Here is a 21,119-nt window from a genome sequence, read left to right as displayed (position 1 = left end):
ATCATTGCGATTTGAAAACTATCCGTTAATAATCCGTCTATATCGGGTTTGCTGCGGGGTGTGTGACGTGCGTTGTAGGGTCTGGGGGTTTTGATGAAGGGCGCCGAAGAAGCGACGCAGCTGGCCGCTGATGAAGTGATCGTGCGTGGCACGATGAAGTGGTTCGATCCGGTCCGCGGCTATGGGTTCATGGTGCCATCGGCCGGTGATGGTACGGATGTGCTGGTGCATTTCAGCCTCGTGCGCGAATTGGGTCGCCGCACCTTGCCGGAAGGGGCGACCCTTACCTGCATCGTGGTCGCGCGCGATCGCGGCCGCCAGGCGCGGCGCATCATCGATCTCGATCTCACCACGGCCGTGGGGCCTGATCCGGAAACTGCCGCCGCACGCGCGGCCGATCGCGTCAATCCGCAGGCGATGCTGGCCGCCGCCGGGCCGTTCGAACCGGCCCTGGTCAAGTGGTTCAACCGCCTGAAAGGCTATGGTTTCGTGGTGCGGCCGGGTTCGACCGAAGATATCTTCATCCACATGGAAACCGTGCGCCGGGCCGGGCTGGCCGAATTGCAGCCTGGCCAGGCGCTGGAAGTGCGGGTGGCACCTGGGCACAAGGGGCCATTGGCGGTGGCAGCACAAGCGGCTAATACGCCGGAGTGATCAAAGCCCTTCGCTCCGCCGCCTTCCTGTTCAGCCTTGCCCTGCTGGTGCCATCGGCACCGGCGGAGGCGGCCACGTGCCCCAACAGCGGCCTTCGCATGTCCAGCGTGGCATTCGAAACCGCGAAGGGCCGTTTCACCTACAAATTGGAAGTCGCGGCAACGGCCGAAGAGCAGGCGTGCGGCATGATGTTCCGTGATCGCATGGCACCGGGCACCGGCATGGCCTTTCCGATGCAGCCGCCGCGCGCCACAGGTTTCTGGATGGAGAACACGCCGCTGCCGCTCGACATCATCTATGTCTCGCCGGCGGGGCGGGTGCTGAATGTGCGGCGCGGCCAGCCTTATTCGCGCGAAGTGCTGAATTCGGCCGGCATCACGGCCGAAGTGATCGAACTGGTGGCGGGTGAAGCAGAGCGGATCGGGTTGAAGCCGGGCGACCGCGTGCGCCGCTGATCCGTGAAATTGGTCTGACCCGCGAATCCGGGCTGATCAGCGTGCGTCTGGATCAAGCAGGCGCTGCCACCAGTTCTGGGTTTTGACCTGGGTGCCGCGGTGCATCTCCATCTGCCAATGCGGCAGGCTGCTGGGCGCCACTTCGCGGCCCTGACCGTCCACCACAAGGATGGCGATATTGCCGGCCGGATCACGCCGCGCCGCCAGAGAATGGCTGCTGCCGTCGAGCACGAACTCGTGCTGTCCGTCGGCCATCAGATCAAACAGGGAGGACGGCGTGGCCATCCATCCGGGGCCCACGATGCGATCGAGCACCGTACCCGCCGGGGTGGCAACAGCTTTCAACGCAGAAACAATGTACCGAGCCATGCAGTCACCGTAACACACTATTGTTGCAACGCGACGCCTATGTTTCAGCGCGGCCGGACGAGAAAGACGGCCGCGGTCACTGCCCCGGTGTTGCCTTGGCCTGCGGCCGATGCGGCCTTGTCAGCGGCGGAAGAAGCGCCGCTGGTTCATCGGCATCGGGGTCGTCTTTTCGCGGAAGACGATGCGGCCCTTGTCCAGATCATAGGGCGTCATTTCGACATGCACGCGGTCGCCCACGATGGAGCGGATGCGATTCTTGCGCATCTTGCCGGCGGTGTAGGCGATGATCTCGTGCTCGTTTTCCAGCTTCACGCGGAAACGCCCATCGGGCAGGATTTCGGTGATTTCACCTTCAATCCGGATGATTTCCTCTTTCGGCATGTTAAGCCTGAATCCCGCTGGTAAAGTGCATGAATGATCCCGTGTTAAGGCGATCGCTGGCGACATCACGCCGCGACTGGCCTGCCCCATGGCCCGTACAGGCGAAAATTGCAACCCTGCCACCTTGGCAAGCCGGGACTTTGGCGGCAGGTGTGGCCTGCATTCATCAGGGGATATTGTCATGAAAAGCCGCGCCGCCGTCGCTTTTGCGCCCAACCAGCCGCTCGAAATCGTCGAGGTTGACCTGGAAGGCCCGAAGGCTGGCGAAGTGCTTGTGGAAATCATGGCCACCGGCATCTGCCATACCGATGCCTACACGCTGGAAGGGAAGGACAGCGAGGGCATCTTCCCGTCGATCCTGGGCCATGAAGGCGCCGGCATCGTGCGCGAGGTGGGCGCCGGGGTGACCAGCGTGGCGCCGGGCGATCACGTGATCCCGCTTTACACACCGGAATGCCGGCAGTGCAAAAGCTGCCTTTCCGGCAAGACCAACCTGTGCACCGCCATCCGCGCCACGCAAGGGAAGGGCCTGATGCCCGATGGCACGACGCGCTTTTCGTACAAGGGCCAGCCGATCTTCCACTACATGGGCTGCTCGACCTTTTCGAACTTCACCGTGCTGCCCGAGATCGCGGTCGCCAAGATCCGCACGGACGCGCCGTTCGACAAGGCCTGCTACATCGGCTGCGGCGTGACGACCGGCGTGGGCGCGGTGGTGAAGACCGCCAAGGTCGAACCCGGCGCGCGCTGCATCGTCTTCGGCCTGGGCGGCATCGGCCTTAACGTCATCCAGGGCCTGCGGCTGGTGGGGGCAGACCAGATTGTTGGTGTCGACATCAACCCCGATCGCGAGGGCTGGGGCCGCCAGTTCGGCATGACGGATTTCGTCAACCCGAAGGATGTGTCGGGTGATCTGGTCGCGCATCTGGTGGCGCTCACCGACGGCGGCGCCGATTACACCTTCGATTGCACAGGCAATACCGATGTGATGCGCACCGCGCTGGAAGCCTGCCACCGCGGCTGGGGCGAGAGCATCATCATCGGCGTTGCCGAAGCCGGCAAGGAAATCGCCACCCGCCCGTTTCAGCTGGTGACCGGCCGGGTGTGGAAGGGCAGCGCCTTTGGTGGCGCCAAGGGGCGAACGGACGTGCCGAAAATCGTCGATTGGTACATGAACGGCAAGATCGCCATCGATCCGATGATCACCCATGTGCTGGACCTTGAAGATATCAACAAGGCGTTCGATCTGATGCATTCGGGGGAAAGCATCCGCAGCGTCGTGGTGTTCTGATGGAAACCCTCAGCCGCGCGGCCTGCCATGGTGGTGTGCAGAGCTTCCACAGCCACCAGAGCAACAGCACCGGCACGGCGATGCGCTTTGGCGTGTTCGTGCCACCGGGTAATGGCCCGTTCCCGGTGCTGTGGTGCCTGGCCGGGCTGACCTGCACCGAAGAAACGTTTGCCATCAAGGCCGGCGCCCAGCGTCTGGCGGCGGAACTGGGCCTGATGTTGGTGACCCCCGACACGAGCCCGCGCGGGGACGGCGTGGCCGATGATCCGGAATGGGACATGGGGCAGGCGGCGAGCTTCTACCTCGATGCGACACAAGCCCCGTGGGCGGCGCATTTCCAGATGCGGACGTGGTTGATCGACGAGCTCCCGGCGCTGATCGGCGCGAACTTCCCCGCTGATCTCGCTCGGCAGGGGATCACCGGCCACAGCATGGGCGGGCACGGTGCGCTCACGCTGGCGCTGAAGCATCCTGGCCGGTTCAAGAGCGTTTCAGCCTTTGCGCCCATCGTCGCGCCGACCCAGGTGCCATGGGGGCAAAAGGCGCTGCCGGCTTATTTGGGCGACGATCCGGCGGCCCACGCGGCGCATGACGCCTGCGCGTTGATCGATGGCGGTGCGCGTCTGGCGGAATTGCTGGTCGATCAGGGCGAGGCAGACGCCTTCCTGGCCCAGCAATTGCAGCCCGAACGGCTGGAAGCAGCCTGCACCAGCGCCGGCATCCCGCTGACGCTGCGCCGCCATGCCGGTTACGACCATGGCTATTGGTTCGTGCAGAGCTTCGTCGCCGATCAGCTGCGCTGGCACGCGGCGCGATTGACCGCTTAAGGTGCTCGGGCGACCGGCACTTCGATCAGCGTCGGCGCATCGCTGGCCAGAGCGGCTTTGAACGCATCGATCAGCGCCGGAATATTGTCCACCCGCACGCCCTTCACGCCGTGCGCCGTCGCCAGCGCCATGAAATCGATGGCCGGCTCGGTCAGATCCATCGCCACGAACACGCCTTCGCGGGCGCTGTGATCGCCGATGGCGCGGGTGCGCTGCTTGAGGATGCGGTAGCTGCTGTTGTTGAACACGATGGTGACCACAGGCAGCTTGTAATGCGCGCAGGTCCACAGAGCGGCGGCCGAATACATAAGGCTGCCATCGCCTGTCAGCGCCACCACCGGTCGGCCGGGGTTGGCCAATTGCATGGCTGCGGCCTGGGGCATGGCGACGCCGATGCCGCCGCCGCGCATGCCGAACCAGGAGTCGGGCCTTGTGGCGGGCAGCAACTGGCGCACCGTGTTCATGCCGGAGGAGAGGAGTTCTTCGATGATGATGGCGTCATCCGGCATCACTTCGCCCAGCCGTTTCAGCACGGCCATCGGGTCCATGGGGGAAGCGTCCATCGCGGCTTCGGCCTTGGCGAACAGCGCGGCCTTGGTTTCGGCGATTTTCGCTTCGACACTGGCGCGACGGCTGGCACCGCAGCCTGCCACCAGCGCCGTCAATTCCGGCAGCGTCGCCTTCGGGCAGCCCAGGATGGCGGCGGTGGCGGCGAAATTCTTGCCGATCTGCCAGGGTTCATCGTCAAGGTGCACCACCTTGGTGCCGGGTGCGAGCGCTTCGACGCCGGTCGCCTGACTTTGCGTCAGCAGGTCCGCGCCGATGCTGATCAGCAGATCGTGATTTTGCATGACGCTGCGCAACGCCGGCGTCATGCGCGGCACGGTGCCGGCGTAGAGCGAGTGGTTCGACGGGTAAGCGGCGCGGTTGGCCATGCCCTCCATGTACACCGGCGCGCCCACGGCTTCGGCAAAGGCAACGATCTCGGCAAAGGCGTCGCGGTTCGCCACGCAGTCGCCAGCGAAGATCACCGGGGTTTCGGCGTTCGCAATCAGCGCGGCGGCCTTGGCGATCTCGTTTGCGTCACCGCGGATGCCGGCGCCGATGCGGGTCGGCTCGCCAATGTCGAGGCCATCGGGCGCCATTACGGTCAGCACGTCTCCGGGGATGGAGAGGAACACCGGCCCGGTCGGCGCCGTTAGTGCCACCTTGGCCGCCCGGCGCACGGCGCGGGGCAGTTCCTCGATGCTGTTCACCTCGAACGACCATTTGCACAGCGGCCGCGCCATGGTGGCCAGATCGTCCCACAGCAACGGCTCGGTCAGGCGGATGCTCATGTCCTGCTGGCCGGCAGTCACCAGCACAGGGGCGCCGGCCTTGGCAGCGTTGTACAGCATGCCCATGGCATTCCCCAGGCCTGGCGCGGCGTGCAGGTTGCACACGGCAAGCTTGCCGGTGGCCTGCGCCCAGCCATCGGCCATGCCCATCACCACAACCTCGTTGAGGCCGAGCACATAGCGCAGCCGGTCTTCCACCACGAAGGCATCGAGCAGCGGCAGTTCGGTGGTGCCGGGGTTGCCGAAGATGATCTCCACACCCTCGCTATGCAGGATGTCGAGGAAGAGATGCTTGCCGGCCCGCGGCGCAGCCACTTGATTGCTCATGGGATCATCTCGTCTTCGGTCACCGGGGGCAGGCGCACACTGCCATCGAGCAGGCCGGCACCAGGCAGATAGGCGCGGAACATCAGCACGAAATTGCCTTTGGGTGCCGGCAGCCAGTTCACCACGCGTTCGCCGGACGGTTTGGCGTTTTGCACGAACAATTCGATGCTGCCGTCGCGTTCCGGGCGCAGGTGCTGCGATCGGTCCCCCACGGCGAAGCGATTGAGGTCATTGGGTACGAAGAACAGCCGGCCGTCGGGTTCCTGGCTGTACATGGTGAGCGACCAGAAGCCGCCCACCGGCAGATTGGCCGGGATCTTCACACGCCAACTCTTGTCGCCCGTCAGCGGGCGGCCCTGGCCGTCCTTGCTGGCCGAAACATAGACTGCCTCGATGCGCGGCAGCGCGGCGAGACCACCCAGCGCGACGCGGGCGCGCAGATCATCATCCTCGCCATAGAGCGCCATGTTGAACGGCGGATAGACCCAACCATCAATGCCGTCGCCATCGACCAGCCCGGCGCGCAGTTCGTGGATCAGGGCCGGCAGGCTGTCATTCCACAGTTTCTGCTGTTCCGGTGTCAGCGAATCCCACGCCTTGCCCAACCCCTGATCGGCAAATTGTGCCGCCCGATTGGCCAACAGCGCATCGCCTGAGCGTTCGATCGCGGTATTGACGGTGGTGACGAAGGCTTTGCCATTGGGCCGCAGGGGCACGGCCAGATCGAGCGGCGTTTCGCCGGCAACCGCCGAAAGGGTGAATCGGGTGAGGCCATCGGCAGCGGCGGCCAGATCCTCTTCGCCGTTCACCACCACCCGCACCAGCAGCCAGGCATCGTTCGACTGCGAGCGCACCATCTCGACGCCGGCCGGCAGATCGCCGCGCCAATTGGGGCCAACAATGGCATAACGCCCGCCATTGCGGCCATTGGTGCGCGTGCCGAGCAAGGCGACAACATCGCCGGTAATGCTCATCAGCGACGCCGAGTGATAGCGATTGAGGTCGGGGATCGAGAAGAAGATCGGTCCCTGGGACAGGTCGAGCCAGGCCGAGCCATAGAGCGTGTCGTTGTTGGGCGTTGTCACATCGCGGGTGGTAGCGTCGGCCAGCGTGAGGCGCGGGATCATGGCGTTGATGCCGGTGCCCATGCCAGCGGCCATCACGCGGCTGATCTGCAACTGCCGGGTGCGCAGCATTTCAAAGGGCGCAAAGCCAAAGCGGAAGGCGCGGCGCAGGGCCTGGATTTCCGGCGTGTCGGGCAAGGGCGCTGGCGCGACGAAGGCGGGCGCCGTCGGCTTGGCAGCGGGCTTTGCGGGCGCCGGTTTGGCAACCGACTTGGCCGGTGCAGCCTTCTTCACTGGCGCGCGTGTCGGCGCGGCAGTCCCCGGCTGGGCCAGCAAGGCCAGTGCAACAGCGGCGATTCCCCAATGGCGGCGCATTCGCCTCTCCCTGATTATTTCGTCCGTCAATGCCCAAGGGGGTGAGCGGCGTAAAGTGCGGTGTTGCGAATCTCTCGATCAGGAGTGGGAAGAATGAGCGAAGCCTATATCGTTGCCGCCCAGCGCACCGCCGGCGGCCGTCGTGGTGGCCTGCTGCGCGATTGGCATCCGGCTGATCTCGCCGGCAAGGTGCTGGATGCACTGGTGGATAAGACTGGGGTTGATCCGGCTCTGATCGAGGATGTGATCATGGGCTGCGTGGGCCAGGGCGGCCAGCAAAGCACCAACGTGGCGCGCAACGCCGTGCTCAGTTCCAAGCTGCCGGAATCGGTGCCTGGCACCTCGGTGGACCGTCAGTGCGGCTCCAGCCAGCAGGCCATTCACTTTGCCGCAGCCACGGTGATGAGCGGCCAGATGGACGTGGTGATCGCCGCTGGCGTTGAATCGATGACGCGCGTGCCGATGGGCATGACCGTGGCGCTGCCCGCCAAGGCCGGCATGGGCATGCCATACGGCGATGCCATGGCCGCGCGCTATCCCGGCATCCAGTTCAGCCAGTTCACCGGTGCCGAGATGATCGCCGCCAAATATGGGCTGACCAAGGACATGCTCGACGAATTTGGCTATGAAAGCCAGGTACGCGGTGCTCGTGCGGCCAAATCTGGCGCGTTCGATGCCGAGATCGTGCCGGTGGAAGTGACCAACCACGATGGCGTGTCATTGCTGCACACCCAGGATGAAGGCATCCGTTTCGACGTGTCGCTGGAAGGCGTGCGCGGCGTGAAACTGATCAACCCGGAAGGCGGCCGGCTGACGGCGGCGACCAGCAGCCAGATCTGCGACGGCGCATCGGGCGTGATGATCGTCAACGAACGCGGCCTCAAGGCTTTGGGCGTCAAGCCGTTGGCTCGCATCCACACCATGACGGTGGTGGGCGAAGATCCGGTGATCATGCTTGAAGCGCCCATCGGTGCCACCAAGAAGGCGCTGCAGCGCGCCGGCATGAGCATCAGCGATATTGATCTCTATGAGGTGAACGAAGCCTTTGCTTCGATCCCGATGGCCTGGCTGCAGGTGCTGGAAGCCGATCATGCCCGCCTGAATGTCAACGGCGGCGCGATTGCGCTGGGACATCCGCTCGGCGCGTCGGGCACCAAGCTGATGACGACGCTGGTGCATGCCCTGCATGCCCGCGGCAAGCGCTGGGGCCTGCAGACCATGTGCGAAGGCGGCGGCCTCGCCAACGTCACCATCATCGAGGCTTTGTGAAATGACCTATACCCAGATCGCCCTCGACATCGACGGCCCCATCGCCACCATCACGCTCGATCGGCCGGAGAAACTGAACGCCTTCACCGGCGTGATGATGACCGAAATCATCGCGGCGTTCGACGAAACCGACGCCAATGATCAGGTCAAGGCGGTGATCGTTACCGGGCGCGGCCGCGCCTTCTGCGCTGGGGCCGACCTCAGCGCCGGCGCTGCCACCTTCGATTATGAAAAGCTCGGCGGCGCCCGCAGTGCCAACCCGATGCGCGAGGATGGCAGCATTGATTGGACCCACCCGGCCACGCGCGACGGTGGCGGCCAGATGACGATGCGCATTTTCCGCAGCCTAAAACCGGTTATCGCTGCGGTGAACGGGCCGGCAGTGGGCATCGGCGTCACCATGCAATTGGCGATGGACATGCGGCTGGCCAGCGACACCGCGCGTTTCGGTTTCGTCTTTGCCCGGCGCGGTATCGTGCCGGAGGCCGGATCAAGCTGGTTCCTCTCCAAGCTGGTTGGCCTGCCGCAGGCGCTGGAATGGTGCATGACTGGCCGGGTGTTCGACGCCGCCGAAGCGCTGAAGGGCGGCCTCGTCCGTTCCACCCACGCGCCCGATGATCTGCTGCCCGCCGCCCGTGCGCTGGCGCTGGAGATCGCCGAGAACACGGCACCGGTTTCCATCGCGCTTACCCGGCAGATGCTGTGGCGCATGGCCGGCGCCGCCAGCCCGTGGGACGCGCACCGCCTCGATTCAAAGATGGTCTACATGCGCGGTCGCTCGGGCGACGCCAAGGAAGGGGTGGTCAGCTTCCTCGAAAAGCGCCCACCGGCCTATCCGGACACGGTGAGCCAGAATATGCCGGAAAATGTGTTCCCGTGGTGGGATGAGGAAAAGTGGTGAGTTCGATGTAGCGTCACCCCGGCGAAAGCCGGGGCCCATCACCCGAACGCTGAGCAGTGCCGCTTTTCGGGGAGATAAGTTGCGCTTCCACCCATGTGCCCGTTGATCGATGCCGGCGATGGGCCCCGGCTTTCGCCGGGGTGACGGGTGGGGAGCCTTCTGGTCTGATCAGGCCTGTTCGAGCAGGTCCGTCACGTCCAGCCCAAGCTGGGCGATGCGGGCCTGCACGCGCGGCCATTCTTCGGTCAGGAACTGGTGGCGTTCCTGGGTGAGCAAATTGTTCAGCGCACCATCGGCAGCAAACAGGCCAACGCCCTTGCGCGCCCGCACCAGGCCAGTGGCTTGCAGATCCTGATAGGCCTTGGCGACGGTGAGCGGGTTCACGCCGGCTTCAGCGGCCAGGGCGCGCACGGAAGGCAACATGGAGCCGTCACCCAAGGTAAGGATGCGATCGATGATCAGGTCGCGGATCTGGCGATAGATGGGTCGGTCGGTGGCGAACATGCACTGTTTTATGCCGACAGCACAGCCAAAGGTCAAGGCTGTGTTAAACGCCTATAGCAGCCAGACGCTTTAGAGCAGCCACAGGCTTTGCAATTCCCGGACCATGCCGGATGGCAGCGCCTCCAGGCCGTCGCTGGGGCCGCCGCCCAAATCGGGCGGTGCATCGGCCGCCTCCAGATAGCGCCAGCCCTGATGCGCGCGGCACGGCCGCGGCTGAAGCGGCACAGGGCCTGGCTGCAGTTCGATGGCGCATTTCGGTCCCCAATCGGTGCTGGCCATGGCGATGGACAGGATCGTCTGCCGCGCCACCAGCCGATGGCCGATGATCCAGTAGATCGATCCGCCGATCAGCTCCTCGGCGCGCTTGGGCATGAAGCGGGTGTGGGCACCGGCACGACCTTCGCCCCACCAATGCGCCTGCCGCGCCCCCAATGTTTCGATGTCGGGGCAGCCGGCGGCCACCTTGGTCAGGTGCAGCATCAGGACAGATATTGCACGCCCACGAGCGTGGCGAGGCCGAGGAAAGCAAAGAAGCCCATGGAATCGGTGATCATAGTCACGAAGACCGAAGAGGCCACCGCCGGGTCAGCCTCCAGCCGATCGAGGGTGAGCGGCACCATCACCCCGGCCAGTCCGGCAACCACGATGTTGAACAACATGGCCGCGGCGATCACCAGACCAAGGTTGGGGTTGCCCAGCACCAGCACGACGCCCAGGCCCATCAGCACGGCAAGTGTGAGGCCATTGAGGCACGCCACGCGGATTTCCCGCCAGATGGTGCGGCGCGTGTTGCTGTCGGTCAGTTGGTTGGTGGCGAGCGCGCGCACGGTGACGGCCATCGTCTGGTTGCCGGCATTGCCGCCCACGCTGGCCACAATGGGCGACAGGGCCGCCAGCGCCACCAGCGCTTCGATGCTGGCCGAAAACGCCCCGATCACGCTGGCCGACACCAACCCGGTGAGCAGATTGGCGACCAGCCAGCGCGATCGGGTGCGATAGGTGCTGAACACCGGCTCGTTGATGTCGCCATCGCCGGCGCCCGACAGTTTCAGCACGTCCTCGCCGGCTTCGGCCTGGATGATGTGGACCACGTCATCGACGGTGATGACGCCCACCAGCTTGCCGGCATCATCGACGACGGCGGCGGAAATCAGCGCATATTTCTGGAAGATCAGCGCCACTTCCTCCTGGTCCATGGTGACCGGGATCAGAGTCTGCTCGCGCTTCATCACATCGCCGACCATCAGATCGGGCGGAGCGGTAAGCAGCCAGGACAGCCGCATGGTGCCGATGGGGCGGCCGATGATATCGACCACGAAGATTTCCCAGAAATCGGTGGCCGGATCGATGCTGGCGCGGATGCGATCGATCACGCCGCCCACGCTCATCGTTTCGGTCACCGCCACCAGGTCGCGCTGCATCAGGCGGCCGGCGGATTCTTCCGGGTAATTCAGCGCCGCTTCGATGTCGGCACGGTCTTCCGGGGCCAGCGCGCGCAGCACCTCGCGCTGTTCGTCGGCCTCAAGATCCTCGATAACGGCCACGGCGTCGTCGGTATCGAGCTGGGTGACGACTTCGGCCACTTCGCCGGGCGAAAGTGCATCCAGCACGTCCTCGCGCACGTAATCATCAAGTTCGGCGATGACTTCGGCATTGAGCAGATCGCCCAGCGCATCGGCCAGCGGCACGCGGGCATCTGCGGGAATGGCGGCAAACAGATCGGCGACGTCGGCCGGGTGCAGCGGGCTGACCAGCGCGCGCACCCCATCGTCGTCGCCGCTGTCCAGTGCAGCAGCAACGTCGCTGACAAAGGCGCGGCTCAGCCGTCCCTCTTCCAGCGCATCCGGTGCCTCGTCGGCGCGCGGATCAAGACGCAGATCGTCGTTCACGGCGACGGGTTATACGCGCCTTTGCCGGCAGCGCCAGCCCGGCGCGCCGGGCTGGCAAATGCGCCGCAGTCGGCGGAAGCGCGTCAGCCGCGCCGCCGGGCCGCCCGCCACGCGCGCACGGCGCGACCCATATGGGCCCGGCGCAGGCCGCGGCCGGCAGCAAGGCGCTTTGCATCGATGGCGCTATCGAAATTCTGCAATTGCCAGTGGTAGTAATTCACATATTCTAGCCAGCCGAGCAGGGAGAGCCCGGCGGCCGCAAGGGTGCGTGGCGGCCAGCCGCCGCTGATGACGGCATGGGTGGCGGCGATGGTGGCAGCGCCAAGCAGCGCCACCGCAACAGGCTCGGCCCGGGCGCAAAAAGCGACCAGTCTTGCGGCCTGCGCCGGCTTGCCGTCCAACCTGTCCAGCACCAGCAACCACGCCGCGGTGCCAACGACCAGAAGCCAGGAACAGGCGGCCGCACCCAGCCCCATGGCCGCATCCGGCGCGTCACCGGCCGACCATACCATGGCCCATACGATCAACGGCACCAGCAGCACGTTGCCGGCCTCCATCTTCCAGTAACTGGAAAGATGCTTGCGCAGCGCAGCGCGGTCACGGCCGGCAAAGGGGGAGAGGCTCATCAAACACCACAATAGACGGCAGTGCCGACGGGGCAACTGGCACGCTGCCGCACTCTGGTGTAACGGCCTGGCGCAGGGGAGGCGCATCGATGCAGGTCTGGTTGCCGATCATCATCTATGGAACCACGGTTGCGCTGGGGCTGGTGCTGGGCTGGTACTTCCTGAGTGCGAAGCGCCCGCCCAAGGCGGTGCAGGCCATTCACCTGCTCACTGGCTTCGGCGGGCTGGAAGTGGTGATGCTGGTGACCAATATCAGCCGCGGCAATGAAGCGCTGTCTGAAAATGCCACTATCGCGCTGGTGCTGCTTGGGCTGGCGGTGGTTTCCGGGCTGTTCGCCGGCATCATGGCCAAACCGCGGCCCGACGTGCTCGGCCCGGCGCTGGCAGCTCATGCCTTCGTGGGGGGCAGCGCCTTCCTCGTGCTGGCCAACTGGACGCTGAACGCGCTGCCCTAGGCGATTGCGACGATCTCGACCTCTTGCCCGGCCAGCGTCACCACGTCGCCGACAGTCTTGCCGATCATGGCGCGCGCCAGCGGCGAGACATAGCTGACGCTGCCCTGGGCCGGATCAGCTTCATCGTCGCCAACGATGGCGTAGCTCTGTGCCCGGCCATCGGCGCGCTCGAACGACACGCGGCTGCCAAAGCCGACGCTGCCGTCCCTTGGCCTGGCTTCCACAAGTTGCGCCGAAGCCCGGCGTGCGCTCCAATAGCGCAGGTCGCGGGTGGCGCGGGCCATTGCGGTGCGGTCGCTGCTGATCGAGCCGCTGGCTTGCGCTTCGGCATAGGCGGCGCGCGCCGCTGCCAGCGCCAATTCGATCTGGGCGAGACCGGTGCTGGTGACAAGATTGGGGTGCGCCGGGATCGGCCGGTCAGGCAGATCGGCGGCTACCGCTTCGGCATCGGATTCCTTGGTGAAGGCAACACTCATGGCGGGGCATCTCTCCGGGCAGCAGCCTGCCATTGCCCTTAACACATACGCAAGAGCGGCGCTGTGCTACCCGGGTCAAGACTATACTGACGAAAAGAGCCGGCAAGTGCCGACCAACTGGTCGGGTTACGGACGAGAACCGGCACCCAAGAAGCGGGCCAGCTGCTGGAAGATGGGGCGGGCCGGCTGCACCGGTGCGGGCCGAACAACGACTTGCTGGCTGGCCAGCGGCACGAGTTGGCCATCGGGCAAGGTGGCCACCAGACATTCCGCGCCGGCGGCATCGCGCATCACCACGAAACGCGCATCGCCATCAGGCGTGGCCATCAGGAACACATGCTGATTGCGGCGGATATAGGAGATGATGTTGACCGCCACATCAGACCAGCCGCTGCCACCCAGCCGTTCGGCCACATAGCCATCACTACCAGACAACACTTCGACTTTGGAAACGCGATAATCAGCCATGAACGCACCCTAGGGCGGGCCAAATCGATTCGACAACAGAAATTTGCCATAAATTAATGAATATGAATGAATAGGTGTCTCAGGGGCGACCCACAGGTTTCAACCATGCCTGGTCGCCGCGGGATGATCAGGGCAGCAGCAGGCTGCCGTCGCCGTAGCTGTAGAAACGATATTCCTTCTCAATGGCATGCGCATACGCCTTGCGCATCACGTCCAACCCCATCAGCGCGCTGACCAGCATGAATAGGGTCGAGCGCGGCAGGTGGAAATTGGTGATCAGCCCGTCGATGGCCTTCCAGCGATAGCCGGGCGTGATGAAGATCGAGGTGTCGCCAGAAAAAGCCCGGATGGCACCGCCCTTGTCCGCAGCGGATTCGAGCAGGCGCAGCGAGGTGGTGCCGACGGCAATGATGCGACCGCCCGTGGCCCGGGCGGCGTTGAGCCGCAGGGCGGTCTGATCGTCGATGCTGCCCCATTCGGCGTGCATCTGGTGATCTTCCACTCGGTCGGCCTTCACTGGCAGGAACGTCCCGGCGCCGACATGCAGGGTCACGGTCTCCCGCGAGATGCCGGCTGCGTGCAGGGCAGACCACAGGCGCGGGGTGAAGTGCAGGCCGGCGGTGGGGGCGGCCACGGCACCGTCCTTGGCGGCGTGCAGCGTCTGGTAATCGCTGAAATCCTGGGCATCGATGCCGCGCCGGCGGGCGATGTAGGGCGGCAGTGGCATCTCGCCAACGCTGTGCAACGCCGATTCCAGCGGCTGGCCGGCTGTTTCGAACTGCCATAGCACGCCGCCCTCGTCGGCCTTTTCGATCACCTCGCCGATCAACACGGCGCTGCCGCCTTGGCTGAAGTCCACGCGGGTGCCCGGTTTCAGGCGGCGGGCGTTCTTGACGAAGCTCCACCAGCGGTTGCCGGTCTCGCGCTTGTGCAGCGTTACGCCGATGGCGGCTTCGCCCACCTTGGCGAACAATTGCGCCGGGATCACGCGGGTATCGTTCACCACCAGCACGTCGCCAGGGCGCAACTGGCCGGGCAGATCGGTGAAGTGGAGATCGTTTAGCGCGCCAACATCTTTGCCGCGCACAGTGAGCAGTCGTGCGCTGTCGCGCGGGCTCACCGGCCGCAGCGCGATGCGGTCTTCGGGCAAATGGAAATCGAAATCATCAACCAGCATCGGGGGAACAGCCCTTTGGTCGGAGGAAGGGAAGGGGATCAGCGTGGCGGCTGCGGCCCCGATGGCGTGCCGGATGCTGGTGCGGGCAGGTTCAGCACACCCGCCGGAATCGGCGAAGCCTTGGCTTTCAGCGCTGCAAAATCGGGCGGCGGCACCTTGTCGGCCGCGATGCTGGCCTTGATGATGCGGCTGGGATTTTCCGGCGGCTCGCCCTTTTCGATGGCATCGACATGAGCCATCCCTTCCACCACGCGGCCCCACACCGTGTAGGTGCGATCCAGCTTCAGCGCCGGCATCAACACGATGTAAAACTGGCTGTTGGCGCTGTCGTCGCTTTGCGAACGCGCCATCGCCGCAGCGCCGCGCACGTGCGGCAGATCGTTGAATTCGGCCTTCAGATCGTCGAGCTTGGAACCGCCGGTGCCGGTACCGGTGGGATCACCGCCCTGCGCCATGAAACCGTCGATCACCCGGTGGAATACGGTTCCGTCGTAAAAACCCTGGCGCGCCAGCGCGCGAATGCGCTCCACATGCTTGGGTGCCACATCCGGGCGCATCACGATCTTCACCCGGCCGCCCGACGACAGATCGAGCACCAGGATATTCTCCTGGTCTACCTGGGCGATCATGCCGGCAATGTTGGACGGTGCCGCCATTTCCGGCAGCTTGGGCGGGGCCTTCAGATCCTTGGGATCGATGCGCTGCTGCTGGGCCAAAGCCGGTCCGGCAGCCAGAGTGAACACAGCAGCAATCAGCAACGGCAATCGCATCATTGGCCTTTCAATCCGGTTTCCGCGACCCTGGCCACCACATCGGCAGCGATGCGGGGCGGGACGAACTTGCGGATGTCGCCACCATAAACAGCAATTTCCTTGACCAGACGTGAAGCGATCGGCTGCAAGGCGACATCGGCCATCAGGAACACCTGCTCGATATCGTCATTCAGCGCCCGGTTCATGCCGGTCATCTGGAACTCATATTCGAAATCGCCAGCACCGCGCAGGCCGCGCACGATCACCGTTGCGCCCAGTCGTTCGGCAAAGGTCATCAGCAGCTCATCGAAATCGGCAACGTCCACGTTGGGGATGTCGGCCGTCTCGCGGATGATTTGCGCCTTGCGTTCCGCCAGCGTGAACATCGGCGATTTCGACGGGTTGGTGGCCACACCGATCACCAGCCGGTCCACCAGCCGCGCGCCGCGGCGGATGATGTCCATATGGCCAAGGGTCATCGGATCGAAGGTGCCGGGATAGACGCCAATGCGGGTCATGAGGCTTGCTCCTTACCGATCACGCTCGACAGCGAAACGCGCAATGGCGCGCAACAGATCAGCCTCCGGGCCGAAACCGGAAAGATGGGCGATGGCCTGATCGATCAAGGCATTGGCCTGGCTGCGGGCGCGTTCGACCCCCAGCAGCGAAACGAACGTCGCCTTGCCGGCGGCGGCATCCTTCTGCACGGCCTTGCCGGTCTTGGCGGATTCGCCTTCCACGTCGAGCAGATCATCGGCGATCTGGAAGGCCAGACCGAGATCGCGGGCATAGGCGCGCAAGCTTTTCTTGTTGGCGTCCGATGCCCGGCCCATGATGGCGCCGGCTTCCAGGCACCACACAATCAGCGCGCCGGTCTTCAGCTGCTGCAGCCGGGTGATACCGGCCAGATCATAGGTCACGTCGCCAGCCACCAGGTCCATCATCTGGCCACCGGCCATGCCAGCCGGGCCGGACTGGACGGCAAGTTGGGTGATGAGTTCAAGCCGGGCGACTGGATCTTCGTGGGTGGCGGGATCGGCAAGGATTTCAAAGGCCAGATCGTGCAGGCAATCGCCGGCCAGCACGGCGGTGGCTTCATCGAAGGCCTTGTGCACGGTGGGCTTGCCGCGGCGCAGATCATCATCGTCCATGCACGGCAGATCGTCGTGGATCAGGCTGTAGACATGGATGCATTCGATCGCGAGCGCGACCCTGAGCGCCTGTTCGCGTGACACATGGAAGATGTCGCAGGCCGCAATCACCAGCAGCGGGCGCATGCGTTTGCCGCCGCCGATCGTCGCATGGCGCATGGCTTCATACAGGCGGGCGCGGCTGTCATCGGGCACGGCCAGCAACCGATCGAACCGCTGATCGATGGCCTTGCCGATCGCATCAAGAGCGGGCTTCAGGCTGAGCGAGGGCTGCACCATGTCCGTTCGCCCTTATTGCGCGTCAAAGGGGCGGGTGGCGACGGCTTCACCGGCGGCATTCTGCTGGATCTGTTCGATGCGCATGCGGGCATCGTTCAGCCGTGTTTCACACAGCGATTTCAGCGCCTGGCCACGTTCATAGAGCGCGATGCTGTCATCAAGGCTGAGATCGCCCGATTCCAGCTTGCGCACGATGTCTTCAAGCTCGCGCAGGGCGTCTTCGAAGCTGGGCTGGGGGGCAGCGGGCGTGTCCATGGACGCCGTATCTGGACGGGCGCGGGCGCGTGGTCAAGCCGGGCGCTTGCTTGCGAACATCAATCCGCCTTGCCAGCCCGGCCCCGCGGCGCGACACTGTTGGAAAATATATCGAGGAGATGAGGCATGCCAACCTCCACGCGCGCTGCCGTGCTGCGCCAACGAGGGCAGCCCTACAGCATCGAAACCGTGGAGCTGGCCGATCCCGGGCCGGGGCAGGTGCTGGTCAAGCTGGCGGCGTGCGGCATCTGTTTCACCGATGTGGGCGTGCAGCGGTATGAACAGGGCACACCACTGCCACAGGTTCTGGGCCATGAAGGTGCCGGCACGGTGCTGGCCGTGGGCGCGGGCGTCACCAGCGTGGCCGCCGGTGACCGCGTGGTGCTGAGCTATGCCAGCTGCGGCGCCTGCCCCAGTTGCAGCCATGATCACCCGCAATATTGTGCGAACTTCATGGCGCTGAACTATGCCGGTGTGCTGCCCGATGGCCGGGTGCCGTTCAGCCAGGATGGCAAGCCGATCTATGGCGGCTTCTTCGGCCAATCCAGCTTTGCTGATCATGCCATCGCCTATGCGCGGAACACGGTGAAACTGGCCGATGATGTGCCCTTCGCGCTGGCGGCGCCATTTGGGTGCGGTCTGCAGACGGGGGCTGGCACCGCCTACAACACTCTGAACGTACAGCCCGATCAGGCCTTTGCGGTGATGGGTGCCGGTTCAGTCGGGCTGGCGGCGCTGCTGGCAGCGGTGGACCGGGGCTGCCACACCATCATCGCGGTGGACCGGGTGGCGGAACGGCTGGATCTTGCCCGGAAGCTGGGCGCGACGCACACGATCTTGGCCGATGGCCGCGACATGATGCTGGCGCTGCGCGAGATCGTGGCGACCGGCGTGGATCGCATCGTCGATACCACCGGGGCCTCAGCCGTGATCCGCGCCGGGCTGGAGGCGCTGGCCAGCCGGGGTGAACTCGCCATGCTGGCCGTCACCGCGCCGGGCACGGAAATCACCTTCAACCCCAATACGCTGCTCGGCGGGCGTTCGCTGAAGGGCGCGGTGGAAGGCGATGCCGATCCGCAGAGCTTCATCCCTTGGCTGATCGACCGCCACCGTGCCGGCCGCTTCAATCACGCACCGCTGGTGACGGAATATCCGCTGGCAGCCATCAACGAAGCCGTGGCCGATATGGCCAGCGGCAAGGCGGTGAAGCCGGTGCTGGTGATGGAGTGAGTTATTTCCCGGTGAATGCCGCCGGCCGCTTCTGCAGGAAGGCGCTCACCCCCTCGATGAAATCGGCGCTGCGCCCGGCAAGAAGCTGGTTGCGGCGCTCCACCATCAGGCCTTCTGACAGCGACACATCCAGGCAATCGCGGATGCCCTGACGGATCAGCGCGTAGGATTTGGTTGGCCCCTTCGCCAATTTCTCGGCCACGGCACGGGTGGCGGCGGCAAGGTCGGCATCATCCACCACCTTGTAGACCATGCCCCAATCCAGCGCGGTTTCGGCTGGAATGCGTTCGCCCAGCATCATCATCGCCTGTGCGCGCGCCCGGCCGGCCAGCCGCGGCAGCAGCCAGGTCGAGCCGACGTCCGGCACCAGACCGATGTTGACGAAGGCCTGCAGGAAATAGGCGGATTTCGCCGCAATCACGATGTCGCCGGCCAGCGCATAGGAACAGCCGGCGCCGGCCGCGACGCCGTTGACCGAGGTGATGAACGGCACCGGCAGCGCAAACAACCGCTCCAGCAGCGGGTTGAAGTGCGATTCGAGCACGGCACCGGCATCGGGCGGGCCGGAGCGCTTCGGACCGCCGCCCGCACCGCCGCCCGCCAGATCGGCACCCGAACAGAAGCCACGCCCAGTGCCAGTCAGCACCAGCACGCGCGCCGTGCCTTCGTCGCGAACCCGGTCCACCGCGTCGATCATTTCCTCGATCACGCCCACATGGAGCGCGTTCATCACCTGCGGGCGGTTGATGGTGAGGGTGGCGATGCCTTCGGCTTCTTCGAACAGGATGTGGGTATAGCTCATGACGGTCTCCCTTTGGCCGTCACGATAGGGGTGGCGGCCAACCGGCGTCACCCCATCAATCAACCAAGGTCGGGCATCACTTCCATGATCGCCGTCAGGCAATCACGGCCCAGCTGCATCGAACGCTGCGGCGACCAGCCATACTCGGCGCAGGGCAGATCGTCATTGTCCTTGAACGGCATTTCCAGCGTCATGGCGAGGCAGCCGAACCGCTCTGCAAGCTGGTTGGTGCTCATGGCCAGATTGGCGGTGCCGGGGCGGGCGACGGGATAGCCCTTCGCCGTCTGGAAATCCGGCGTGATCCGCGCCAGCCGCGCCTTGTAATCGGCGAGCAGCGCCAGCTGTTTCGGCGTGATCGAAGGGATGCCTTCAAAGCCCGCGATGAACACCTGCGGGATGGCTTCATCACCATGCACATCCATGGCGAGGTTGCAGCCGGCCTTGTCCATTGCACCCAGCACGCACAGCACTTCCGGCGATTTTTCCGCCGACGGCGCATTCCATTCGCGGTTGAGGTTCACGCCGGCGGCATTGGTGCGCAGATGGCCGCGGAAACTGCCATCGGGGTTCATGTTGGGCACGATGTGGAAGGTGGCCTGTTGGCGCAACAGCCTCGCCACCGGATCGTGCGGATCGGTCAGTCGCTCCAGCGCACCTTCCATCCACCATTCGGCCATGCTCTCGCCCGGATGCTGGCGGGCATAGAGCCACACTGTCTTGGGGCCATCGCCCACGACCAACCGGTCAATCGCCCGGCCATCGATACTGTGGCCCAGAACGTCGGCGCGCACGTCCGGCCGGGCTGCGATGCGGGCGATCAGGTCGTGGTGCCGCTCCATGGAATAAGGCGCGAAATAGGCCAGCCACAGCTGGTCAACGCTGGGCGTCACCTCGATGGTGAGCGTGCCATTGGCGGATTTGGGATCGAAACTGGTCGGCGCGCGTCGCCAGGTCTGCCGGTCTTCGGAAACACAGGCGCGATAGCCCGGCCAGCCATCGGGATAGGCGCTGCCGTTCAGATCGATGATGCGGATGATGCAGCGCTGGCCGCGCCCGCCCGAAAGGCGGAAGTGGAACCATTGATAAAAGTCGCTGTGCGCGTCCTTGCCTGTGGTCAACACGATGTCGTGCGGGCCGGTGACGCGCTCGGCCTGGATGTTGCCCGAATCAAACGCACTGTCGATGCTGATCATTGGTCGGTCTTCACTTTCACGGTCACACTCTGGCCGCTGGGGCCGGGAAAGCCCTTGAGCAGGGCCTGCAGCAGCACCGGCGCGGCGCTGATCGGATCGATGCTGGGGGCGATGGTGCTGGCGCGGCCTTCCCAAACGGCGCTGCCGTCGCTGGCCCGGCGGATCTGCAGGGTCATCAGTGCGGCGGTAACAGTGCGGGTGCCGCCACCCACCGGGAAGGTCACGCCGCCGCCAATGCCGCCATTCCAGCCACCAGTGCCTCCGCCGATTCCGATCGAAATGGGGGAGCGTTTGCGTACCATCTCGCTGCTGCCGGTAAGGCTGATCCGCGCGACATGATCAGCCGGCTGGCCGCCCGCTGCCAGTTTGAAGCCCGCCTTGGCCAGCGCGGCATTGGCCACAGCGGCCAGGGCGCTGAACTGCAGCGAGGATGCCGCCGCCGGATCTGCCGGCTCCACCGTTATGCTGCTGCCGGTCAGCGGCGGCGCCGGCGGTGCCAGGATATGGAATCGGGTTACCTCCACCTTCACAGTGGCGGCATGGGCCACCGATGGCAGCAGCAGGGCGGCCAGCAGGGCAGGCAAAATCATGTGGCGGGTCATGGGCTTTACT

General features: G+C 65.0%; 26 protein-coding genes. 8 read left to right on the top strand and 18 right to left on the bottom strand.

Going from position 1 to position 21,119, the window contains the following annotated elements; genetic code table 11:
* Nucleotides 1-93: 93 nt before the first annotated feature.
* Nucleotides 94-654, top strand: coding sequence for a cold shock domain-containing protein (locus RT662_RS01075; RefSeq protein WP_313668399.1), 561 nt, complete (start codon nt 94-96; stop codon nt 652-654).
* Nucleotides 651-1,109: a DUF192 domain-containing protein gene (locus RT662_RS01070; protein WP_313668398.1), complete on the top strand. Its 459-nt coding sequence runs from the start codon at nt 651-653 to the stop codon at nt 1,107-1,109. Before RT662_RS01075 ends, RT662_RS01070 begins: the two co-directional genes overlap by 4 nt.
* Nucleotides 1,110-1,145: 36 nt before the next feature.
* Here the strand turns inward: RT662_RS01070 and RT662_RS01065 are convergent, their stop codons facing one another.
* Both RT662_RS01065 and infA read right to left on the bottom strand, forming a co-directional pair.
* Entirely contained in the window at nt 1,146-1,478 is a 333-nt protein-coding gene (locus tag RT662_RS01065; RefSeq protein ID WP_313668397.1) for a hypothetical protein, read from the bottom strand.
* Nucleotides 1,479-1,598: 120 nt separating this feature from the next.
* On the bottom strand, nt 1,599-1,859 hold the full coding sequence (gene infA / locus RT662_RS01060) for a translation initiation factor IF-1 (RefSeq protein ID WP_017668801.1): 261 nt from the start codon (nt 1,857-1,859) through the stop codon (nt 1,599-1,601).
* A 181-nt stretch (nt 1,860-2,040) separates the two neighbouring features.
* Between infA and RT662_RS01055 the strand changes: the two genes are divergently transcribed.
* Together RT662_RS01055 and fghA are read left to right on the top strand one after the other, a co-directional pair.
* Entirely contained in the window at nt 2,041-3,150 is a 1,110-nt protein-coding gene (locus RT662_RS01055; RefSeq protein ID WP_313668395.1) for an S-(hydroxymethyl)glutathione dehydrogenase/class III alcohol dehydrogenase, read from the top strand.
* The gene (gene fghA, locus RT662_RS01050; protein ID WP_313668393.1) at nt 3,150-3,977 is read left to right on the top strand and encodes an S-formylglutathione hydrolase; all 828 of its coding nucleotides are present in this window, start codon (nt 3,150-3,152) and stop codon (nt 3,975-3,977) included. The genes RT662_RS01055 and fghA overlap by 1 nt, the downstream gene beginning before the upstream one ends.
* On the opposite strand, the gene RT662_RS01045 is transcribed toward fghA, so the two are convergent.
* Nucleotides 3,974-5,641, bottom strand: coding sequence for a thiamine pyrophosphate-binding protein (locus RT662_RS01045; protein ID WP_313668392.1), 1,668 nt, complete (start codon nt 5,639-5,641; stop codon nt 3,974-3,976). The two genes, fghA and RT662_RS01045, sit on opposite strands and share 4 nt — an antisense overlap.
* Nucleotides 5,638-7,080, bottom strand: a complete 1,443-nt coding sequence (locus RT662_RS01040; protein WP_313668390.1) for a DUF1254 domain-containing protein — start codon at nt 7,078-7,080, stop codon at nt 5,638-5,640. The genes RT662_RS01045 and RT662_RS01040 overlap by 4 nt, the downstream gene beginning before the upstream one ends.
* A gap of 93 nt (nt 7,081-7,173) precedes the next feature.
* Between RT662_RS01040 and RT662_RS01035 the strand changes: the two genes are divergently transcribed.
* On the top strand, nt 7,174-8,349 hold the full coding sequence (locus RT662_RS01035; RefSeq protein WP_313668389.1) for an acetyl-CoA C-acetyltransferase: 1,176 nt from the start codon (nt 7,174-7,176) through the stop codon (nt 8,347-8,349).
* A 1-nt stretch (nt 8,350) separates the two neighbouring features.
* Nucleotides 8,351-9,250 carry a crotonase/enoyl-CoA hydratase family protein gene (locus RT662_RS01030; protein WP_313668387.1) on the top strand — a complete coding sequence of 300 codons (900 nt, stop codon included), beginning with the start codon at nt 8,351-8,353 and terminating at the stop codon, nt 9,248-9,250.
* A gap of 168 nt (nt 9,251-9,418) precedes the next feature.
* Here RT662_RS01030 and RT662_RS01025 read toward each other — a convergent pair whose 3' ends face one another.
* From RT662_RS01025 to RT662_RS01010, 4 genes are all read right to left on the bottom strand, one after another.
* Nucleotides 9,419-9,754, bottom strand: a complete 336-nt coding sequence (locus tag RT662_RS01025; RefSeq protein WP_313668385.1) for a GntR family transcriptional regulator — start codon at nt 9,752-9,754, stop codon at nt 9,419-9,421.
* 69 nt (nt 9,755-9,823) lie between these two features.
* Nucleotides 9,824-10,234 (bottom strand): DUF1489 domain-containing protein, encoded by a 411-nt coding sequence (locus tag RT662_RS01020; protein ID WP_313668383.1) that lies wholly within the window; start codon nt 10,232-10,234, stop codon nt 9,824-9,826.
* Nucleotides 10,234-11,643, bottom strand: coding sequence for a magnesium transporter (gene mgtE, locus RT662_RS01015; RefSeq protein ID WP_313668381.1), 1,410 nt, complete (start codon nt 11,641-11,643; stop codon nt 10,234-10,236). The genes RT662_RS01020 and mgtE overlap by 1 nt, the downstream gene beginning before the upstream one ends.
* Before the next feature lie 83 nt (nt 11,644-11,726).
* Nucleotides 11,727-12,269 (bottom strand): hypothetical protein, encoded by a 543-nt coding sequence (locus RT662_RS01010; protein ID WP_313668379.1) that lies wholly within the window; start codon nt 12,267-12,269, stop codon nt 11,727-11,729.
* Between the two features lie 89 nt (nt 12,270-12,358).
* Here RT662_RS01010 and RT662_RS01005 point away from each other — a divergent pair, with 89 nt between their 5' ends.
* Nucleotides 12,359-12,724, top strand: coding sequence for a hypothetical protein (locus RT662_RS01005; protein ID WP_313668378.1), 366 nt, complete (start codon nt 12,359-12,361; stop codon nt 12,722-12,724).
* On the opposite strand, the gene greA is transcribed toward RT662_RS01005, so the two are convergent.
* The 7 genes from greA to RT662_RS00970 form a co-directional block, all read right to left on the bottom strand.
* The gene (gene greA, locus RT662_RS01000) at nt 12,721-13,200 is read right to left on the bottom strand and encodes a transcription elongation factor GreA (protein ID WP_313668376.1); all 480 of its coding nucleotides are present in this window, start codon (nt 13,198-13,200) and stop codon (nt 12,721-12,723) included. The two genes, RT662_RS01005 and greA, sit on opposite strands and share 4 nt — an antisense overlap.
* Nucleotides 13,201-13,326: 126 nt before the next feature.
* A complete protein-coding gene (locus RT662_RS00995; protein WP_313668374.1) occupies nt 13,327-13,668 on the bottom strand; it encodes a hypothetical protein in 342 nt (113 codons plus the stop codon).
* Nucleotides 13,669-13,795: 127 nt separating this feature from the next.
* The gene (gene queA / locus RT662_RS00990) at nt 13,796-14,845 is read right to left on the bottom strand and encodes a tRNA preQ1(34) S-adenosylmethionine ribosyltransferase-isomerase QueA (protein ID WP_313668373.1); all 1,050 of its coding nucleotides are present in this window, start codon (nt 14,843-14,845) and stop codon (nt 13,796-13,798) included.
* A 38-nt stretch (nt 14,846-14,883) separates the two neighbouring features.
* Nucleotides 14,884-15,618, bottom strand: coding sequence for a peptidylprolyl isomerase (locus RT662_RS00985; protein ID WP_313668371.1), 735 nt, complete (start codon nt 15,616-15,618; stop codon nt 14,884-14,886).
* Complete coding sequence (gene coaD, locus RT662_RS00980; RefSeq protein ID WP_022679693.1) at nt 15,615-16,115, bottom strand: pantetheine-phosphate adenylyltransferase; 501 nt, start codon at nt 16,113-16,115, stop codon at nt 15,615-15,617. Before coaD ends, RT662_RS00985 begins: the two co-directional genes overlap by 4 nt.
* A 12-nt stretch (nt 16,116-16,127) precedes the next feature.
* Nucleotides 16,128-17,027: a farnesyl diphosphate synthase gene (locus RT662_RS00975; protein ID WP_313668369.1), complete on the bottom strand. Its 900-nt coding sequence runs from the start codon at nt 17,025-17,027 to the stop codon at nt 16,128-16,130.
* A 12-nt stretch (nt 17,028-17,039) separates the two neighbouring features.
* Entirely contained in the window at nt 17,040-17,282 is a 243-nt protein-coding gene (locus RT662_RS00970) for an exodeoxyribonuclease VII small subunit (protein ID WP_313668368.1), read from the bottom strand.
* 126 nt (nt 17,283-17,408) lie between these two features.
* Between RT662_RS00970 and RT662_RS00965 the strand changes: the two genes are divergently transcribed.
* A complete protein-coding gene (locus RT662_RS00965) occupies nt 17,409-18,512 on the top strand; it encodes an NAD(P)-dependent alcohol dehydrogenase (RefSeq protein ID WP_313668366.1) in 1,104 nt (367 codons plus the stop codon).
* Between the two features lies 1 nt (nt 18,513).
* Here the strand turns inward: RT662_RS00965 and RT662_RS00960 are convergent, their stop codons facing one another.
* The 3 genes from RT662_RS00960 to RT662_RS00950 form a co-directional block, all read right to left on the bottom strand.
* Nucleotides 18,514-19,314 carry an enoyl-CoA hydratase-related protein gene (locus tag RT662_RS00960; RefSeq protein WP_313668365.1) on the bottom strand — a complete coding sequence of 267 codons (801 nt, stop codon included), beginning with the start codon at nt 19,312-19,314 and terminating at the stop codon, nt 18,514-18,516.
* 59 nt (nt 19,315-19,373) lie between these two features.
* Nucleotides 19,374-20,507 (bottom strand): M14-type cytosolic carboxypeptidase, encoded by a 1,134-nt coding sequence (locus RT662_RS00955; RefSeq protein WP_313668364.1) that lies wholly within the window; start codon nt 20,505-20,507, stop codon nt 19,374-19,376.
* Nucleotides 20,504-21,119 (bottom strand): DUF4136 domain-containing protein (locus tag RT662_RS00950; RefSeq protein WP_313668363.1); only part of this gene is annotated, 616 nt, incomplete at its 5' end. The genes RT662_RS00955 and RT662_RS00950, both read right to left, overlap by 4 nt.

It is taken from the genome of Sandarakinorhabdus sp., assembly GCF_032115815.1.
In the GTDB taxonomy this organism is placed as follows: Bacteria; Pseudomonadota; Alphaproteobacteria; order Sphingomonadales; family Sphingomonadaceae; genus Sandarakinorhabdus.
This window is presented reverse-complemented; position numbering and strand designations above follow the sequence as displayed.

Bases quoted from the DNA above. Each gene is read 5' to 3' on its own strand.
- RT662_RS00965 (WP_313668366.1), top strand. From the start codon at position 17,409: ATGCCAACCTCCACGCGCGCTGCCGTGCTGCGCCAACGAGGGCAGCCC.
- RT662_RS00970 (WP_313668368.1), bottom strand. From the start codon at position 17,282: ATGGACACGCCCGCTGCCCCCCAGCCCAGCTTCGAAGACGCCCTGCGC.
- RT662_RS01025 (WP_313668385.1), bottom strand. From the start codon at position 9,754: ATGTTCGCCACCGACCGACCCATCTATCGCCAGATCCGCGACCTGATC.
- infA (WP_017668801.1), bottom strand. From the start codon at position 1,859: ATGCCGAAAGAGGAAATCATCCGGATTGAAGGTGAAATCACCGAAATC.
- RT662_RS01035 (WP_313668389.1), top strand. From the start codon at position 7,174: ATGAGCGAAGCCTATATCGTTGCCGCCCAGCGCACCGCCGGCGGCCGT.
- RT662_RS01020 (WP_313668383.1), bottom strand. From the start codon at position 10,234: ATGCTGCACCTGACCAAGGTGGCCGCCGGCTGCCCCGACATCGAAACA.
- RT662_RS00955 (WP_313668364.1), bottom strand. From the start codon at position 20,507: ATGATCAGCATCGACAGTGCGTTTGATTCGGGCAACATCCAGGCCGAG.
- RT662_RS01065 (WP_313668397.1), bottom strand. From the start codon at position 1,478: ATGGCTCGGTACATTGTTTCTGCGTTGAAAGCTGTTGCCACCCCGGCG.
- RT662_RS01005 (WP_313668378.1), top strand. From the start codon at position 12,359: ATGCAGGTCTGGTTGCCGATCATCATCTATGGAACCACGGTTGCGCTG.
- RT662_RS00995 (WP_313668374.1), bottom strand. From the start codon at position 13,668: ATGGCTGATTATCGCGTTTCCAAAGTCGAAGTGTTGTCTGGTAGTGAT.
- greA (WP_313668376.1), bottom strand. From the start codon at position 13,200: ATGAGTGTTGCCTTCACCAAGGAATCCGATGCCGAAGCGGTAGCCGCC.
- coaD (WP_022679693.1), bottom strand. From the start codon at position 16,115: ATGACCCGCATTGGCGTCTATCCCGGCACCTTCGATCCGATGACCCTT.
- RT662_RS00975 (WP_313668369.1), bottom strand. From the start codon at position 17,027: ATGGTGCAGCCCTCGCTCAGCCTGAAGCCCGCTCTTGATGCGATCGGC.
- RT662_RS01040 (WP_313668390.1), bottom strand. From the start codon at position 7,080: ATGCGCCGCCATTGGGGAATCGCCGCTGTTGCACTGGCCTTGCTGGCC.
- RT662_RS01010 (WP_313668379.1), bottom strand. From the start codon at position 12,269: ATGAGCCTCTCCCCCTTTGCCGGCCGTGACCGCGCTGCGCTGCGCAAG.
- queA (WP_313668373.1), bottom strand. From the start codon at position 14,845: ATGCTGGTTGATGATTTCGATTTCCATTTGCCCGAAGACCGCATCGCG.
- RT662_RS01030 (WP_313668387.1), top strand. From the start codon at position 8,351: ATGACCTATACCCAGATCGCCCTCGACATCGACGGCCCCATCGCCACC.
- RT662_RS00985 (WP_313668371.1), bottom strand. From the start codon at position 15,618: ATGATGCGATTGCCGTTGCTGATTGCTGCTGTGTTCACTCTGGCTGCC.
- fghA (WP_313668393.1), top strand. From the start codon at position 3,150: ATGGAAACCCTCAGCCGCGCGGCCTGCCATGGTGGTGTGCAGAGCTTC.
- RT662_RS01045 (WP_313668392.1), bottom strand. From the start codon at position 5,641: ATGAGCAATCAAGTGGCTGCGCCGCGGGCCGGCAAGCATCTCTTCCTC.
- RT662_RS00960 (WP_313668365.1), bottom strand. From the start codon at position 19,314: ATGAGCTATACCCACATCCTGTTCGAAGAAGCCGAAGGCATCGCCACC.
- RT662_RS01055 (WP_313668395.1), top strand. From the start codon at position 2,041: ATGAAAAGCCGCGCCGCCGTCGCTTTTGCGCCCAACCAGCCGCTCGAA.
- RT662_RS01075 (WP_313668399.1), top strand. From the start codon at position 94: ATGAAGGGCGCCGAAGAAGCGACGCAGCTGGCCGCTGATGAAGTGATC.